Annotated in this window: 15 protein-coding genes, 1 tRNA gene and 1 pseudogene; 8 read left to right on the top strand and 9 right to left on the bottom strand. The window is 68.9% G+C overall.

All coding sequences use genetic code 11. From position 1 onward, the window contains the following. Positions 1 to 60: 60 nt before the first annotated feature. From ACFFC4_RS03855 to ACFFC4_RS03830, 6 genes and pseudogenes are all read right to left on the bottom strand, one after another. Positions 61 to 264 (bottom strand): annotated as a pseudogene (locus ACFFC4_RS03855) (alpha/beta fold hydrolase); the annotation flags it as partial. Between the two features lie 177 nt (positions 265 to 441). Beyond that, complete coding sequence (locus ACFFC4_RS03850; RefSeq protein WP_375497957.1) at positions 442 to 1,296, bottom strand: hypothetical protein; 855 nt, start codon at positions 1,294 to 1,296, stop codon at positions 442 to 444. Positions 1,297 to 1,309: 13 nt separating this feature from the next. Then, positions 1,310 to 2,260 (bottom strand): hypothetical protein, encoded by a 951-nt coding sequence (locus ACFFC4_RS03845; RefSeq protein WP_375497955.1) that lies wholly within the window; start codon positions 2,258 to 2,260, stop codon positions 1,310 to 1,312. After that, on the bottom strand, positions 2,233 to 2,715 hold the full coding sequence (locus ACFFC4_RS03840) for a hypothetical protein (RefSeq protein ID WP_375497953.1): 483 nt from the start codon (positions 2,713 to 2,715) through the stop codon (positions 2,233 to 2,235). Before ACFFC4_RS03840 ends, ACFFC4_RS03845 begins: the two co-directional genes overlap by 28 nt. Further along, on the bottom strand, positions 2,715 to 3,467 hold the full coding sequence (locus ACFFC4_RS03835) for a hypothetical protein (RefSeq protein ID WP_375497951.1): 753 nt from the start codon (positions 3,465 to 3,467) through the stop codon (positions 2,715 to 2,717). Before ACFFC4_RS03835 ends, ACFFC4_RS03840 begins: the two co-directional genes overlap by 1 nt. Next, positions 3,467 to 4,027, bottom strand: coding sequence for a MauE/DoxX family redox-associated membrane protein (locus ACFFC4_RS03830; protein WP_375498144.1), 561 nt, complete (start codon positions 4,025 to 4,027; stop codon positions 3,467 to 3,469). Before ACFFC4_RS03830 ends, ACFFC4_RS03835 begins: the two co-directional genes overlap by 1 nt. Before the next feature lie 293 nt (positions 4,028 to 4,320). Here ACFFC4_RS03830 and ACFFC4_RS03825 point away from each other — a divergent pair, with 293 nt between their 5' ends. Then, positions 4,321 to 5,682: an IPT/TIG domain-containing protein gene (locus ACFFC4_RS03825; RefSeq protein ID WP_375497949.1), complete on the top strand. Its 1,362-nt coding sequence runs from the start codon at positions 4,321 to 4,323 to the stop codon at positions 5,680 to 5,682. A gap of 399 nt (positions 5,683 to 6,081) precedes the next feature. Here the strand turns inward: ACFFC4_RS03825 and ACFFC4_RS03820 are convergent. Then, positions 6,082 to 6,155, bottom strand: a tRNA-Gly gene (locus tag ACFFC4_RS03820). Positions 6,156 to 6,198: 43 nt separating this feature from the next. Next, complete coding sequence (locus ACFFC4_RS03815; RefSeq protein ID WP_375497947.1) at positions 6,199 to 6,573, bottom strand: STAS domain-containing protein; 375 nt, start codon at positions 6,571 to 6,573, stop codon at positions 6,199 to 6,201. 213 nt (positions 6,574 to 6,786) lie between these two features. On the opposite strand from ACFFC4_RS03815, the gene ACFFC4_RS03810 reads away from it, so the two are divergent. Next, a complete protein-coding gene (locus ACFFC4_RS03810; protein WP_375497945.1) occupies positions 6,787 to 7,797 on the top strand; it encodes a peptidoglycan-binding protein in 1,011 nt (336 codons plus the stop codon). 5 nt (positions 7,798 to 7,802) lie between these two features. Here ACFFC4_RS03810 and ACFFC4_RS03805 read toward each other — a convergent pair whose 3' ends face one another. Then, positions 7,803 to 8,270 carry a MarR family winged helix-turn-helix transcriptional regulator gene (locus ACFFC4_RS03805; RefSeq protein WP_375497943.1) on the bottom strand — a complete coding sequence of 156 codons (468 nt, stop codon included), beginning with the start codon at positions 8,268 to 8,270 and terminating at the stop codon, positions 7,803 to 7,805. Positions 8,271 to 8,349: 79 nt separating this feature from the next. On the opposite strand from ACFFC4_RS03805, the gene ACFFC4_RS03800 reads away from it, so the two are divergent. From ACFFC4_RS03800 to ACFFC4_RS03775, 6 genes are all read left to right on the top strand, one after another. Beyond that, entirely contained in the window at positions 8,350 to 8,862 is a 513-nt protein-coding gene (locus ACFFC4_RS03800) for a VOC family protein (RefSeq protein WP_375497941.1), read from the top strand. 65 nt (positions 8,863 to 8,927) lie between these two features. After that, the gene (locus ACFFC4_RS03795) at positions 8,928 to 9,206 is read left to right on the top strand and encodes a GlsB/YeaQ/YmgE family stress response membrane protein (RefSeq protein WP_375497939.1); all 279 of its coding nucleotides are present in this window, start codon (positions 8,928 to 8,930) and stop codon (positions 9,204 to 9,206) included. A 75-nt stretch (positions 9,207 to 9,281) separates the two neighbouring features. After that, on the top strand, positions 9,282 to 10,493 hold the full coding sequence (gene serA, locus ACFFC4_RS03790) for a phosphoglycerate dehydrogenase (protein ID WP_375497937.1): 1,212 nt from the start codon (positions 9,282 to 9,284) through the stop codon (positions 10,491 to 10,493). A gap of 406 nt (positions 10,494 to 10,899) precedes the next feature. Next, positions 10,900 to 12,738 carry an acyl-CoA dehydrogenase gene (locus tag ACFFC4_RS03785; protein ID WP_375497935.1) on the top strand — a complete coding sequence of 613 codons (1,839 nt, stop codon included), beginning with the start codon at positions 10,900 to 10,902 and terminating at the stop codon, positions 12,736 to 12,738. Positions 12,739 to 12,872: 134 nt separating this feature from the next. After that, positions 12,873 to 13,133 carry a GntR family transcriptional regulator gene (locus ACFFC4_RS03780; protein ID WP_375497933.1) on the top strand — a complete coding sequence of 87 codons (261 nt, stop codon included), beginning with the start codon at positions 12,873 to 12,875 and terminating at the stop codon, positions 13,131 to 13,133. A gap of 62 nt (positions 13,134 to 13,195) precedes the next feature. Continuing rightward, a complete protein-coding gene (locus tag ACFFC4_RS03775) occupies positions 13,196 to 13,591 on the top strand; it encodes an FCD domain-containing protein (RefSeq protein WP_375497931.1) in 396 nt (131 codons plus the stop codon). The last annotated feature ends 27 nt before the right edge of the window (positions 13,592 to 13,618 follow it).

Raw genomic sequence — 13,618 nt, 5'->3', positions numbered from 1 at the left:
ATGTGACGAGGGGGGCAAATCGCACTTACCGGGTCCGGCCGACGAAGGTCAGGATCGCTGCCAGATCTCGGGCATGTCCACGTCCCCGGTAGGTAGGCACGTGTTGGCGGCCACTATCCGGGTGACGTGTTCGGGATGCTCGGCGGCCAGCCGCAGGCCGATCAGCCCGCCCCAGTCCTGCCCGACCAGCGTGATGCCGGTGAGCCCGAGGCGGTCGAGGACGAGCTCGCGCATCCACTCGACGGGGTGCGCAGCGTCTGCATGCAGCGATTTGTTACCCCGTCGCAGGGCCGTCAGTCCCGCCGGTCCGGCAGGTCTATCGGTCGGGCAGGGGCAACCGGGTTCGCAGCCACGCCAGCGTGCCGGGCGGCACGTTCTTGACCTTCGGCCGGGTGTCCAGGCGGGTGACGAACACGGCGGTGTCCGGCGGCAGCGCGCACTTCAGTTCGTGGAAGACCCGCGATTGGCGGTCGTCACTGTCGATGAGGACGACGTTCGGCGGGCCGGCCAGTAGCTCTCGCCATGGCCCAGGGGTATCGAGGGGAACAGGCGTCCCGGTCCAGGCGAGATAGACGGCCACGCGGTCAGTGTGCCCAGCGCCAACGCGACAGCTCCGGCGGCTAGTGGGCCGCCGACGAACCAGGCCGCCCCCGCGCCGACTGCGGCCTCGAGCGCGGCCACGGTCAGCAGCGACGTCGTCGCACGCCGGTCGATCGCGGCCATGAGCGCACGCAGCGCGTCGGGCGTGCGGGCGCCCGCCGCGAGCAGGATGGCCAGCCCGCGGACGGTGCCGAAGACCAGCCCGACCAGCAGGGCGTGACCTGCGCTGCCGGTGAGCGCGGCGAGGGTTGCGGTCAGGTAGACGGCGGCGGTCATGACGTAGGTCGCGAAGCCGGTGCCGATCTGCAGCCCGAACCCGCCCGCGTAGATCCAGCGCCGGTAGGTGCTCAGCCAGCGCTCGTCGACCTGGCGCGGATGTACGGGCAGGGCGAACCGGGTCAGCGCGGAGTCCGACAGCACCGCGACGGTCGCTGCGCCGAGCACCACCGCCCACGTCCACCGCTCGGTGAGCGGCAGGCGACCGACCCCAGAGGCGACGAGCGCGCAGCCGGCGCCCAGCAACCCACCGCCGACCGCGGCGCCGGCCACGTACCACGCCACGGTGCCGCCGAAGCGGTGTCCGCGGGCTCGCTCGGACATCGGGTTCAGTGCCGACAGCATGGACAGCCCGCACGGGGACCAGACGCCGCGAACGGCGGCGGCGGCGGCGACTACCAGGGCCACGACGACGATCATCGGACTCCCCTTCTCACGGCGTCCGGGTGTTCGTGCGCCAGACCAGGACGGTGCCGTGGTTCAACCACACCGACATGCGGCCGTCGTTGTCGAGGCGCATCGCGGGCCGTCCGCTGCTTCGCGGGGCCGGACTCTGCCATCGGACGACGCCGTCGACGTCGAGCACCGCCAACCGCCCGTTGGCCTGCATGGTGACCCGTCCGCCCCGAGCGACGCCGGCGGTGCGGGTCTGCCAGATGACGCCGCGCTCGTTGCGGATGACGAAGTTGCCGTCGGCCTGCATGACGCAGGTGGTGTGTTGGTCCGTCGACGTCAGGTATTGCCCGGCGCGCAGCGACTCGTCGCGGTGCAGCACGTGTTCGGCCTTCGGGAAGGTGACGTAGCGGGGGTAGGTGTTGGCTTTCGTCAGGCACGGCGCATTGTGCTTCGCGGTGTTGTTGTCGGTGGCGCTCGAATGCCCGCACTTGCCCGGGTAGAGCTGCCAGGGTGGCAGGCAACTGATCTGACGGCAGACGACTGCGGTGACGCCGTGCACCTGGGTGTTGCACTGGCCGTAGCGAAAGACGTTGCAGGCGACGTAGCGGTGGTCGCAGTTGCTCTGGTTGCAATGGCAGTGGAAGTGGTGCCCGGGCTTGGCGTTGCAGTCGATGTAGTAGCGGGCGGCGCCGCCGCAGAACGACGAGCGGTCGGCCTTCCACCACCCGCCCGGGTAGGTGTTGGGCGGGCAGGTGTTCTGCCCGTTGTTGATCGAGCAGCACATCGCCGACCAGCCGGCGCTGCAGCTGGCACCCGGCCCACACACCGACGCGTACGCGCTCTGCGGTTTCGTCAGATAGCCCCAGGGATCGACGGCCAGAGCCGTGCCGGTGAGGGTGGCCGCGGCCAGGAACCCGCGCCGGCTTGCCTTCCGCGAGCCGGTGCCGGCCAGCTTGGTGACTAGACGTTCAACGAGGGTTGTCGCCACGCCTGCACCTCCAATCCATCCAGGACGTCGTGCAGCTGCGCAACGAGTGAGCTCGCGTGCCGGCGCGAGCCGAGGACGACGTACAGGCAGAAGGCGCGGTGCTGTTCGGTGAAGAAGCGCTGGACGCCGAGCTGGCCGGGCAGGCGGCGCTGCAACGCGTTGGCCGCGAACTCCGTAACGACCGGCCTGGGCAGGCCGCGGGCCGCGAACAGTGGCCGGCCGGCCTCCTCAGCGTCGTATTCCAGCAGCGACGAGAACACGTGCGCCGGTCCCATGCGCTCGACGGCGCCGGTGCCGAAGTCGCCGCGCCCTGGCGGTAGCGCGAAGTTGGCCAGGTGCAGCACCGGGTTCATCGACTCGTCCGGATGCCCGAACTCGGCCGGACGCAGGTACAGCCGGGCCTCGAAGCGGTGCGGCAGCTCGACCCGCAGCCCGTGAGCGGCGATCGTCGCCATCACGGGCCGCCGTAGAGGCGCGGGTCGCCGGGGACGATGCCGGCCGCGAGCAGTTCGCGGTCGACGAGTGCTTCCTGCTCGGCGTCGCGCGCCGGCTTGCGGACGTCGGCGCTCGGCACCCCGACGCCGATGCCGTTGACGAAGGCGACGTCACCGGTGGAACGGGCCAGCAGCTCGCACACCTGACGCAGCGACTGCCCGGTGCCCTCGCCGCGGATGCGCCCGGTCCGGCCGTCGACGAACACGATGTGGGGCGAGCCCGGCACCTCGTAGTCGCGCCAGGCGTCGGAGGACATGATCACGTCGAGCCCGTCCGGCGCCATGGCGAGCAGGTCGGACCGGCTCTCCTCGCGCGGCCCCTGCGGGACGACCAGCAGGCGGGTGCCGGTTGGCAGCGGCACCGGCTGGGCGAGCTCGGTCCAGAACACCTCGCACGACGAGCAGCCGCTGGACAGGAACAGCAGCAGGGTGTCGTGCTCGACGTCGGTGACGCGCGCGCTGACCAGCTGACCGTCCAGCGTCTCGCCGGCGATGTCGTGCGCTGCACCCGAGTCGGTGATAGCCGGCTCGGGGGTGTCGAGCGGAGGCATCGGACGGGCGAGTGGCAGCAGGTCGAACTGGCGACCAGGCGTGCCGCTGCCGTCGAGCTGGTGCAGCCGCTGCAGCACGGTGCCGTACGCGCGCAACAGCCCGGCGACGAGCACGGTGAGGACGGCGAGCAGCACGGTCTCGACGAGGACGAGGGCCAGCATCAGGACTCCTGCGGTGTGATCGATCGAACGAGCGCCCGCCGGTCGGCGAGCAGAGTCGGCAGCGACGTGACCGCAAGATAACCGAGCGCGGCGAGCAGCACCGCCTGCGCCGTGGCCGTGACCGCGGTCGCGGCGCTGCCGCCGAGCAACCCGACACCGGGTCCGGGTGGGCGGAGCACCGCCACGAACCCGGCGACGCAGGCCAGGACGTTCAGGACAAGGTGTCCGGGGCCGAGCGGGCTGTCCGCGCTGCCGAAGCACCCGCACGAGGCGCGGGCGCCGGCGCGCAGCAACGTCAGAGTTACTGCCGCAAAGGCGAGGTAGGCGAGAGCGAGCAGCGCCACGGCGGGCCGCGCACCGGTGATCAGCACGGCGAGCCCCACCACAAGCTCGCCGGCGCCGGCGATCCGCACCAGCAAGACCGCCCGCAACCGCTCGCGGGCAGGCCGGCGCAGCAGGCGCACGACCAGCGTGGCCGCGGTACTCGGGTGCCGCAGCTTGGCTGCGCCGGACGCCACGAGCAGGAGCGCCCCGGCGGCGACGAACATGCCAGCGAGCATGTCGATCACGTCAACCTCCCTTGTCGGCCGAGCCCGGCTTGGCCGAGATAGTGACACGCGAAGCTGGGCCCGGTCACGGTCGACGCGCGGCGCGCGGCGCGCGGCGCGCGAGCCCGAGACGCACGAACGGCTGCTGATCTTGACGCATACTGAACGAGCACGTACAACAGCGACAACCAGCGTTCTTCGGACGTCCCCCGCATGAGGTTTCGCCCGGAGAGGTCGCCGTGCCCGCATCTCGCATCGCGCGCCGTCCCACGTTCAGGACGGTGCTCTGCGCCGTCGTTCTGTCCGTGGCGTCGACTGCGGTCGTGGTGCTGACGGGGCCCGGGCCTGCGGCGGCTGCGACCGCGACCCGGGCCGACGTGCTCGCCTCGGCGTACGCCATCGGTCACAACCGGGGGTATCACGTCGGCATTGCTGTGCTCGACACGAAGACCGGCCGGACGTACCGCGCGGGTGATCACGGCGGCACGTTCGCCAGCGAGTCGGTCGTCAAGGTCCTGATCGCCACGAGGGTCTACCTGCAGGGCCGGTTGCACGGCAGTACCGCCCGGCGGATGTACACGATGATCGCTCAGTCCGACGACCAGATCGCGAGCAGCACGTACGGCAGCGTGGGTGGCGACGGACTGGTCGCGTGGATCAAGAAGCGGTTCAACGTGCCGAATCTCGGGTCGGGACCGCGGCGGTCCGGGTGGTGGGGGAACACGCACATCACCGCGGACGGCATGGTCGCCCTGTACGGCAAGCTGAAGAAGCTGCCGCGCTTCGGGGCTTGGCTGCTGACTGCGATGCATCACGCAACCAGGCGCGGCTCGGACGGTTACTACCAGTGGTTCGGGCTGAAAGCCGCCAACTCGAACGCGGCCATCAAGCAGGGCTGGGGCACCGACTACGACAATTGGGGCTCCAGCGCGGACGAGAACACCACGGGTTTCGTCAACGGCGACCGCTACGCGATCGCGATCCTGGCCCGCGGCCCGGCCGGAACCTACGGCGGCCCGATCAGCGCCATGCTGACCGCGACCGCCAAGCGGCTGTTGCCCGGCGGCGTGTTCCCGAGCGAGGCACCGATCGTGACCTCGTTGGGGGTCGTCACCACGGGCCGCACTGCCGGCGGGACCGTGATCGCGGTGCATGGACGCAATCTCAGTCCCACCACGGCCGTCTACCTCGATGGCGTCAAGGCCAGGATTCTGCGTCGGGTGTCGAGCTACACCGTCACCGTGAGCACGCCCGCACATGCCGCCGGAGCTGCACGTGTGCGGGTCACGACCCCATTGGGCCGCTCGAGCGCGTACGGACCGACGTTCACCTACATCGCACCGCCGGTGGTCACCTCGGTGTCACCAGGGCAGGCCGCGGCCGGCGCGACGGTGACGGTAGGCGGCCAGAACTTCGTCGGGCGGGTGAGCGTCCAGTTCGGCACGACGTCTGCCGTGGCGCGGGTGACGTCGTCGAGCAACGCGACCGTGATCGTGCCCGCGGGACCGTCCGGCACCGTCGACCTGCGGGTCATCACCCTGTATGGCACATCGAACATCGCACCCGGTGACCAGTTCAGCTACCTGCCGCCCGACACCGCCCCGCCGAGTGCGCCGACGGCTACGCCGACGAGCACGGCGCCGGCCGCGAGCCCACCGGTCAACTGAGGCCGAGCAGTGCCTGCTCGACGTCGGTGGGCAGGCCATGAACGTCGCGATCGGAACGCTGCGCCGGCCAACCGGCACGCTGCAACCCCGCACGACCTGCGGCAGACTGGCAAACTCTGGCCGCTGGTGCACCCGGCACATCACTTCGCGACCTGATGGAGAGGATGGGGCACGACAGCATGCGCGCCGCTCTCAGCTATCAGCCACGCCACCCGTGACGCTGGCCGTCGCATCGCCGACTCTCACCGAGCGCATGAGCTCAGCGGACACCGTCGGCACCGGAACCGAGGCCGCCAACGTGACCGCACTTAGCGCACACGGAGCGCACGACACCCCGCGGGCCAGCCGACGGCGCAAGCCCCGCAGCACTCAGACCCCCGGGATCATTGGCTTCCAGCGTGGAGCGGGTGACGGGAATCGAACCCGCACTGTCAGCTTGGGAAGCTGATGTTCTGCCATTGAACTACACCCGCGGACGGGAGCGAGACTACCGGACCGGGCGCAGGACCCCGCCGGTCAGGACGCTGAGGTCAGCTGATCGGCCCGGACATAGAGGGTCGCGCGACGGATCGCGTCGACGACGCGAGGACCGGCGTTGTCGAACACCAGCATGCCGCCGAGGGCGGACACCGAACGCCGCGCTGCCACCAGCGTCTGAATGACCTCGGGGTCAGTGACGCTCGCCGCGGCGAGGTCGACGCGCAGGTAGCGACGGCCGCTGGCCAGGTGGGTACGCAGCACGCTGGTGAGCATCGGCGCGCTGCTCGGCAGGACCGTTCCGGTGACTCGGAGACTCGCGCGCAGGTGGTCGGCGCTCAGGGTCGCGACCTCAACCCCGACGAACGGCACCGCTTCGGCCGGTCGGTGCTCGTGAGGCGCGGACGCGGCCATGAATTCCCCTTGTCATCCCGCTTGTCATTCCGCCCATGGCGGCTGCGTCGGGGAATACCCGATGCCCACAGCCCTCAAACGGGACGAAGGTCTCTCAGCGGCCGCTGAACCATCAGCACACCGATATGCCTCAGCGCGTTTGACTGGTCGCGGTGGCGGGTAACAGTGTGTCGCGGGAAAGGCTGCGGGGCCGAGGATCGCCGAGGTCGTCCGATGTCCTTTCGCCCCTGTGACGTGAAGATCGGCGACGTGAAGATCGGCGACGTGAAGATCGGCGTCGTCAGGATCGCAATCCTGATGAGCTCCCTCGTCTCGAGCGTTCTCGTCCTGGCTGTTCCGGCGAGCGCCGCGCCCATCGCCCCGCGAACGCCGGCCGGTCTGCCGAGTGCGATCGAGGGCATGGCTGACTACGTGCCCCAGGTGTCGTGCGACCCGCGCATCGGCGCCGGCACTCGCAAGCTCGCGACGTTGCTCGCGAGCACCTACCGCGCCAGCACGCAGACGACCTGGTCGTCCGTCTACTCCTGCGGCACCGACGGGATGCCGAGTGAGCACTACGACGGACGGGCCATCGACTGGATGGTCGACGTCACCAACGCCAGGCAGCGAGCTGCGGCGAACGCCACGATCGCCTGGCTGCTGGCCACGGATGCACAGGGCAACCGCTTCGCGATGGCCAGGCGACTCGGCGTCATGTATTTGATCTTCGACAACCGCATGTGGGGCGCCTGGGACGGCCAGTGGGAGGACTACAACGGCTGCCAGGCGTCATCGATGCAGCGGGCGGCCTACGCCAACTCCTGCCACCGGACACACCTCCACATCTCGCTGAGCTGGGCAGGCGCTCAGGGCCGCACGTCGTTTTGGGCCAAGCAGGTGGCCGCCGAGGACTACGGACCGTGCCGCCCTGCCGACCTCAACTTCGGCCCGCCCTACGTCCGGGCCAACCCGGCCGGGTGCCCGAGCTACGCGAGGGTGACGGCACCGAAGGGCGCGTCCGCAATCAAGAGGGCGCTCGTGACGTGGTCCGGTGCCTGGCTGGGCCGGACGTCGACCGGGCCGGCCGTCACCGCGGTGCAGCAGGCGTTCCACCTCCCGACGTCGACCACCTACGGAACGCGGACTGCCGCGGCCGTCGCCGCGTTCCAGCAGGCGCACCACCTGCCGGCGAGCGGCGCCATGAACCAGAACACCTGGCGGGCGCTGCTGGCGGCCGTCCGCTGACCCGGTCAGGCCGACTCGGCGTGCTGCAGCTGCGCGACGATCCGCCGGCCGATCTCGGTCAGCTGCGCCAGCTGCTCGACGTCCAGCCCGTCGATCATCACCCGACGCACTGTCTCGACGTGGCCGGGCGCGGCGGCCGCGAGCACTGCGAAACCCTCGTCAGTCAGCGTGGCGTTCTGCCCGCGTCGGTCGGTCTCGCAGATGCTCCGCTCGATCCAGCCACGCTCCTCGAGCCGGGCGACGGCGTGCGACAGGCGGCTGCGCGAGGACAGGGTGACCTCGGCGAGGTCACTCATCCGCATGGAACGAGACGGTGCCTCGGACAGGCGCACAAGCACCTCGAAGTAGGCATGCGGCATGTCCGCGTCGCGCTGCAGCTGCCGGTCGAGGGCATCGAAGACGAGCTTCGTCGACTCGATGAACGCGCGCCACGCCGCCTGCTCGTCGCGATTCAGCCACCTCGGGTCCGGCATGGCGGAAGTTTAGGGCACCGCAATTGTTGAACGCTCAAGTAATGGTTATCGTGAGTCGTCGATCCCAGGAAGGGTCACCGTGCCTATCCACCGCCTGAACCACGCCGTCCTCTATGTCCGCAACGTCGCGACCAGCGTCGCGTTCTACCGCGATGTCCTCGGGTTCACCGTCGACATCGAGATGGCCGGGCAGGCGGCCTTCCTGCGTGCCGAGGCCTCGACGAACGACCACGATCTGGGGTTGTTCCAGCTCGGCGCCGCCGGGCCGTCCCAGGCGGGGCGCTCGACCGTCGGGCTCTACCACCTGGCTTGGGAAGTCGACACCCTCACCGACCTCGAGCGGCTTGCCGACCGGCTCGCCGAGGCGGGCGCGCTCGTCGGCTCCTCGGACCACAGCACGACCAAGTCGCTCTACGGCAGGGACCCGGACGGGTTGGAGTTCGAGATCGCCTGGATCGTGCCCGCCGACCGGCTCGACGATGTCGCGCTCGCCGGCCGGGGCCGTGCCCGTCCGCTCGACCTAGCCCGCGAGATCGAGCGGTACGGCGCCGACACTGCCGGCGGCATCGGCGTCAGCAGGGCGCGCAGTTAGCATCCGCGCCGTTTTCGGGTATTCCTCCCGCAGTCGCCGCAGTGGTGCGGCCCAAGGAGGACACCATGTTCGGCTTCATCGTCACGCTCGTCATCGTCGGTCTGATCGCCGGTGCGTTGGCCCGCCTGCTCGTGCCGGGCAAGGATCACCTCGGCTTCGGCGGCACCGTGCTGCTGGGCATCGTCGGATCATTCATCGGCGGGTTTCTCGGTTACGTGATCTTCGGCAAGGACCACGCCGAGGGTTACTTCCAGCCGTCCGGCCTGATCGGGTCGATCGTCGGTGGCGTCATCGCCCTGCTCATCTACCGCAAGCTCGGCGGACGCCGCTCGGTGCGTGCCTGACGCACGTCGGCAAACCCGTAATGGCACGTCACTAGAGTGGGGGCGGTCTGACCGTCCCCACTCGAAAGCAGCCACATGCCCGACGCGCCCGTCCGAGTCCTGCTGCTCGAGCAGATCCACCCCGACGCCGTCGAGATCCTCACCTCGTGCGGCTTCGACATCGAGAGCCTCGACGGGGCGTTGGACGAGGACGAGCTGATCGTCCGCATCCAGGGTGTGTCCCTGCTCGGCATCCGGTCCAAGACGCAGGTCACGGATCGCGTCATCGCTGCCGCTGACAAGCTGATCGCGGTCGGTGCCTTCTGTATCGGCACCAACCAGATCGACCTCGACGCAGCGTCGTTGCACGGCGTCACCGTGTTCAATGCGCCCTTCTCTAACACCCGCTCGGTCGTCGAGATGGCGATCTCGGAGATCATCTCGCTGACCCGCCGGCTGACCGAGAAGAACGCCCTGATGCACGAGGGCGTCTGGGACAAGTCGGCCACCGGTGCTCATGAGGTCCGCGGCCGCACCCTCGGCATCATCGGCTACGGCAACATCGGCACGCAGCTGTCCGTGCTTGCCGAGAACCTCGGCATGAAGGTGCTGTTTTATGACACCGCCGACCGGCTCGCCCTCGGCAACGCCAAACGCTGCCTGTCCATGAAAGAGGTCCTGGCCGAGTCAGACGTCGTCACGCTGCACGTCGACGGCCGGCCGGCAAACGAGAACTTCTTCGGCGAGGGTGACTTCGCCACGATGAAACCCGGTTCGCTGTTCCTCAACCTCTCGCGGGGGTTTGTCGTCGACTACGCGGCGCTGCGGACGCACATCGAGTCCGGTCACATCTCCGGTGCGGCCGTCGACGTCTTTCCGGTTGAGCCCAAGCGACGCGGCGACGAGTTCGTCTCCGAGCTGCGTGGGCTGGCGAACGTCATCCTCACCCCGCACATCGGCGGGTCGACGGAGGAGGCCCAGCAGGACATCGGCCGCTTCGTGGCCGGCAAGTTCCGCGATTACGTCCGCGACGGCTCGACGGCCATGAGCGTCAATGTGCCGGGGCTGTCGCTGCCGCGCGCCGAAGGCACCCTGCGGCTCATCCTGCTGCACCGCAACGTCCCCGGCGTGCTCGCCCGGGTCAACGGACTGCTCGCCGAGCACGGCGTCAACGTCGAAGCCCAACTGCTCGGCACCCGCGGCGACGTCGGCTACGTCGTCACCGACTCCGCCAGCGGCACCACCCAGACCATCGTCGACAAGATCCGCGCCATGCCCGAAACCATCAACTTGCGGGTGATCTTCTGATCCGCCAGGTGTCGGGCTGGTCTCGCCCGCTCGCTTCGCTCGGGTCGATCCTGCGCCCGACCGATCGACTTCGTCGATCTCCGCAAGCTCGCTGAGGTTCGTCCCCGTCCCCGTCCCCGTCCCCGTCCCCGTCCCCGTCCCCGTCCCCGTCCCCGTCCCTGCCCCAGGTGATCAACTGCGGATTAGCGTCGCCCAGCGACGGGAATCGGCAGTTGATCAGCGGGGGACGAGCAGGGTCGGCGGCTGGGTTCCGGTTTTCCCCTTTGAGGCGCTCTCACGCAGCCCGCAACGCGACCACCCGGGGGTAAAGGTGCGCGGGTAGCTCGCGTAAGCAACCTCATGTTGCACAAGCTACTGGCCGGTAATATCCTTATGTTACTGACGAGTAACTCGCAAGGAGACCGGCATGAGCCACTACAAGAGCAACGTTCGAGACATCGAGTTCAACCTGTTCGAGGTCTTCGGGACCGACGAGACCCTGCGGCACGAACCGTTCAACGAGGTCGACGAGGACACCGCCCGCGGCATCATCGCCGAGGTCGCGAAGCTGGCTGAGGGCCCGTTGGCGGCGTCCTTCGTTGACGCCGACCGCAACCCGCCGGTGTTTGATCCCGACACCTACTCGGTGACGATGCCCGAGTCGTTCAAGAAGTCGTACCAGACCTGGTTGGACAGCGAGTGGTGGCGCCTGCAGACGCTGCCCGAGCTCGGTGGCCAGCTCGTCCCGCGCACCGTCGTCTGGGCCACCGGTGAAATGGTGCTCGGCGCCAACCCGGCCGTGCACATGTACGGCGCCGGAGCGCCATTCGCCGGCATCCTCCACCACAACGGCAACGAGACCCAGAAGAAGATCGCCCAGCTGATGATCGACCGCCGCTGGGGCGCGACGATGGTTTTGACCGAGCCCGACGCCGGCTCCGACGTCGGCGCGGGCAAGAGCAAGGCCTTCGAGCAGCCCGACGGCTCGTGGCACATCGAGGGTGTCAAGCGCTTCATCACCTCGGCCGAGCAGGACATGACCGAGAACATCATCCATTTGGTACTGGCCCGTCCAGAGGGCGCGCAGCCGGGCACCAAGGGCCTGTCGCTGTTCGTCGTGCCGAAGTTCCACTTCGACATCGAGACCGGCGAACTCGGCGAACGCAACGGTGCCTTCGTCACCAACGTCGAGCACAAGATGGGCCTCAAGGCCTCCACCACCTGCGAGCTGCGCTTCGGTGAGATCGACAACATCCCGGCAAAGGGCTGGCTCGTCGGCGACGTCCACCAGGGCATCGTGCAGATGTTCCAGGTCATCGAGAACGCCCGCATGATGGTCGGCACCAAGGCCATCGCCACGCTATCGACCGGTTACCTCAACGCTCTCGACTACGCCAAGACCCGCGTGCAGTCCGCCGACCTGACGAAGGCCGGCGACAAGACCGCGCCGCGCGTCACGATCATCAACCACCCCGACGTGCGCCGCAGCCTGATGCAGAACAAGGCGTACGCCGAGGGCCTGCGCGCGCTCGTCTACTACACCGCGTCGGCGCAGGACCGCATCATCGTGGGCGAGCACAACGGCACTGACACCACGCTGGACGAGGCCATCAACGACCTGCTGCTGCCGATCGTCAAGGGTGTCGGGTCCGAGCGCTCCTATGACCAGCTGGCCCAGGCGCTGCAGACTTTCGGTGGCTCCGGGTACCTGCAGGACTACCCGCTCGAGCAGTACATCCGCGACGCCAAGATCGACACGCTCTACGAGGGCACGACCGCCATCCAGGCGCAGGATTTCTTCTTCCGCAAGATCGTCAAGAACAAGGGTGCCGCCCTCGGCGCGCTGTCCGCGGAGATCACCTCGTTCCTGGAGTCGATCGCCGACGAGGGCCGGTTGAAGGAGGACGCGGCCTCGCTGCAGAAGGCGCTCGAGGACTTCGGCGGCATCGTGGGCGCCATGTTCCAGCAGCTGATGAGCGGCCAGGAGGACGTCGCCAACGTCTACAAGGTGGGCCAGAACGCCACCCGCCTGCTCATGTCGGCGGGCGACCTGATGGTCGGCTACCTGCTGCTGCGCCAGGCCTCAGTCGCGCTGACCAAGCTCGACGGCAACGGTCTCTCGGCAGCCGACCGCACCTTCTACGCCGGCAAGCCGGCCGTGGCGCACTTCTTTGCCAGCACCGTGCTGCCCGAGCTGTCGGCGCGCCGACAGGTGGCCGAGAGCATCGACAACGCGCTGATGGACGTCGCCGAGGCTTCCTTCTGACTCAAGTTCTGCGCTTGTCCGTCGAGATGGTCGCGCCAGACCGACTTTTCGCGACCATCTTGACGGACAAGCGCGCGAGGGGCGCCAGGGCTTCGGACTTCGCGGTGTAACACCTGCGCACTAGCTTGCCCCGGGTGACATCGCGTCGACGTCCTGCGCCGTGGTTGCTCAGGCTCGCCGTCGACCGTGAGGGCACCGTGCACGAGGTGGTGCTCGACGAGTCGCGGACGGTGATCCTGGCGGGTCATGCGCCGCCCGGAGTCGTCATCAACGTCGACGACGTGGCCGGGCGGTTCGCTGTCAACCGCATTCCGGTGCGAGAGGCGCTGAAGACGCTGGTCGGCGAGGGACTGGTCGACCATCGACCACGGGCGGGGTACGTCGTCGCCAACTGACCCACGACGAGCTGGTCGAGTTCTACGTGGTGCGCGAGGCGCTGTAGGGCGCGGCGCTGGCTGTGTCCGTACGGCAGGCCACACCGGCCGACGACGCCGAGGTGGCTGCCGCGCACGACGCGCTGAGCACGGCGATCCTGCGCGGCGACTCGCGCGGTCACGACCGCAAGAGCCGGCGTTTCCACGTGGCCCTGGCCGCGCCGTCGCGCATGCACCGCTTGCTGCGCATGTTCGAGTCCGCGTGGAACATCACCGAGCCGCTGCAGCCGATGTCCTTCGTGTCCGCGGACATGACGCAGCGCCTGCTCCGACCACGACGTCATCCTCGCGGCGTTTTTGGCGCGCGACGCGGCCGCGCTCACCGAAGCGTCTGCGCTGCACTACCGCCGCCTGCAGGAGGCGCTGGTCTCGGTGCCCCGCGAAACCGGCCCGTTGTGTTGATCGAACTGCTGTGCTGAGGGGCGGATATATCCGCCGGAAATATC

This window comes from uncultured Jatrophihabitans sp. (assembly GCF_964244045.1).
In the GTDB taxonomy this organism is placed as follows: Bacteria; Actinomycetota; Actinomycetes; order Mycobacteriales; family Jatrophihabitantaceae; genus Jatrophihabitans.
Note: the sequence above shows the minus strand (reverse complement) of the source record. Positions and strands in the feature narration are given on the sequence as shown.

What these genes read in the sequence shown, in the direction of transcription:
- ACFFC4_RS03810 (WP_375497945.1), top strand. Translation starts at nt 6,787, where the DNA reads ATGTCCTTTCGCCCCTGTGACGTGAAGATCGGCGACGTGAAGATCGGC.
- ACFFC4_RS03785 (WP_375497935.1), top strand. Translation starts at nt 10,900, where the DNA reads ATGAGCCACTACAAGAGCAACGTTCGAGACATCGAGTTCAACCTGTTC.
- ACFFC4_RS03815 (WP_375497947.1), bottom strand. Translation starts at nt 6,573, where the DNA reads ATGGCCGCGTCCGCGCCTCACGAGCACCGACCGGCCGAAGCGGTGCCG.
- ACFFC4_RS03795 (WP_375497939.1), top strand. Translation starts at nt 8,928, where the DNA reads ATGTTCGGCTTCATCGTCACGCTCGTCATCGTCGGTCTGATCGCCGGT.
- ACFFC4_RS03850 (WP_375497957.1), bottom strand. Translation starts at nt 1,296, where the DNA reads ATGATCGTCGTCGTGGCCCTGGTAGTCGCCGCCGCCGCCGCCGTTCGC.
- ACFFC4_RS03830 (WP_375498144.1), bottom strand. Translation starts at nt 4,027, where the DNA reads ATGCTCGCTGGCATGTTCGTCGCCGCCGGGGCGCTCCTGCTCGTGGCG.
- serA (WP_375497937.1), top strand. Translation starts at nt 9,282, where the DNA reads ATGCCCGACGCGCCCGTCCGAGTCCTGCTGCTCGAGCAGATCCACCCC.
- ACFFC4_RS03835 (WP_375497951.1), bottom strand. Translation starts at nt 3,467, where the DNA reads ATGCTGGCCCTCGTCCTCGTCGAGACCGTGCTGCTCGCCGTCCTCACC.
- ACFFC4_RS03805 (WP_375497943.1), bottom strand. Translation starts at nt 8,270, where the DNA reads ATGCCGGACCCGAGGTGGCTGAATCGCGACGAGCAGGCGGCGTGGCGC.
- ACFFC4_RS03840 (WP_375497953.1), bottom strand. Translation starts at nt 2,715, where the DNA reads ATGGCGACGATCGCCGCTCACGGGCTGCGGGTCGAGCTGCCGCACCGC.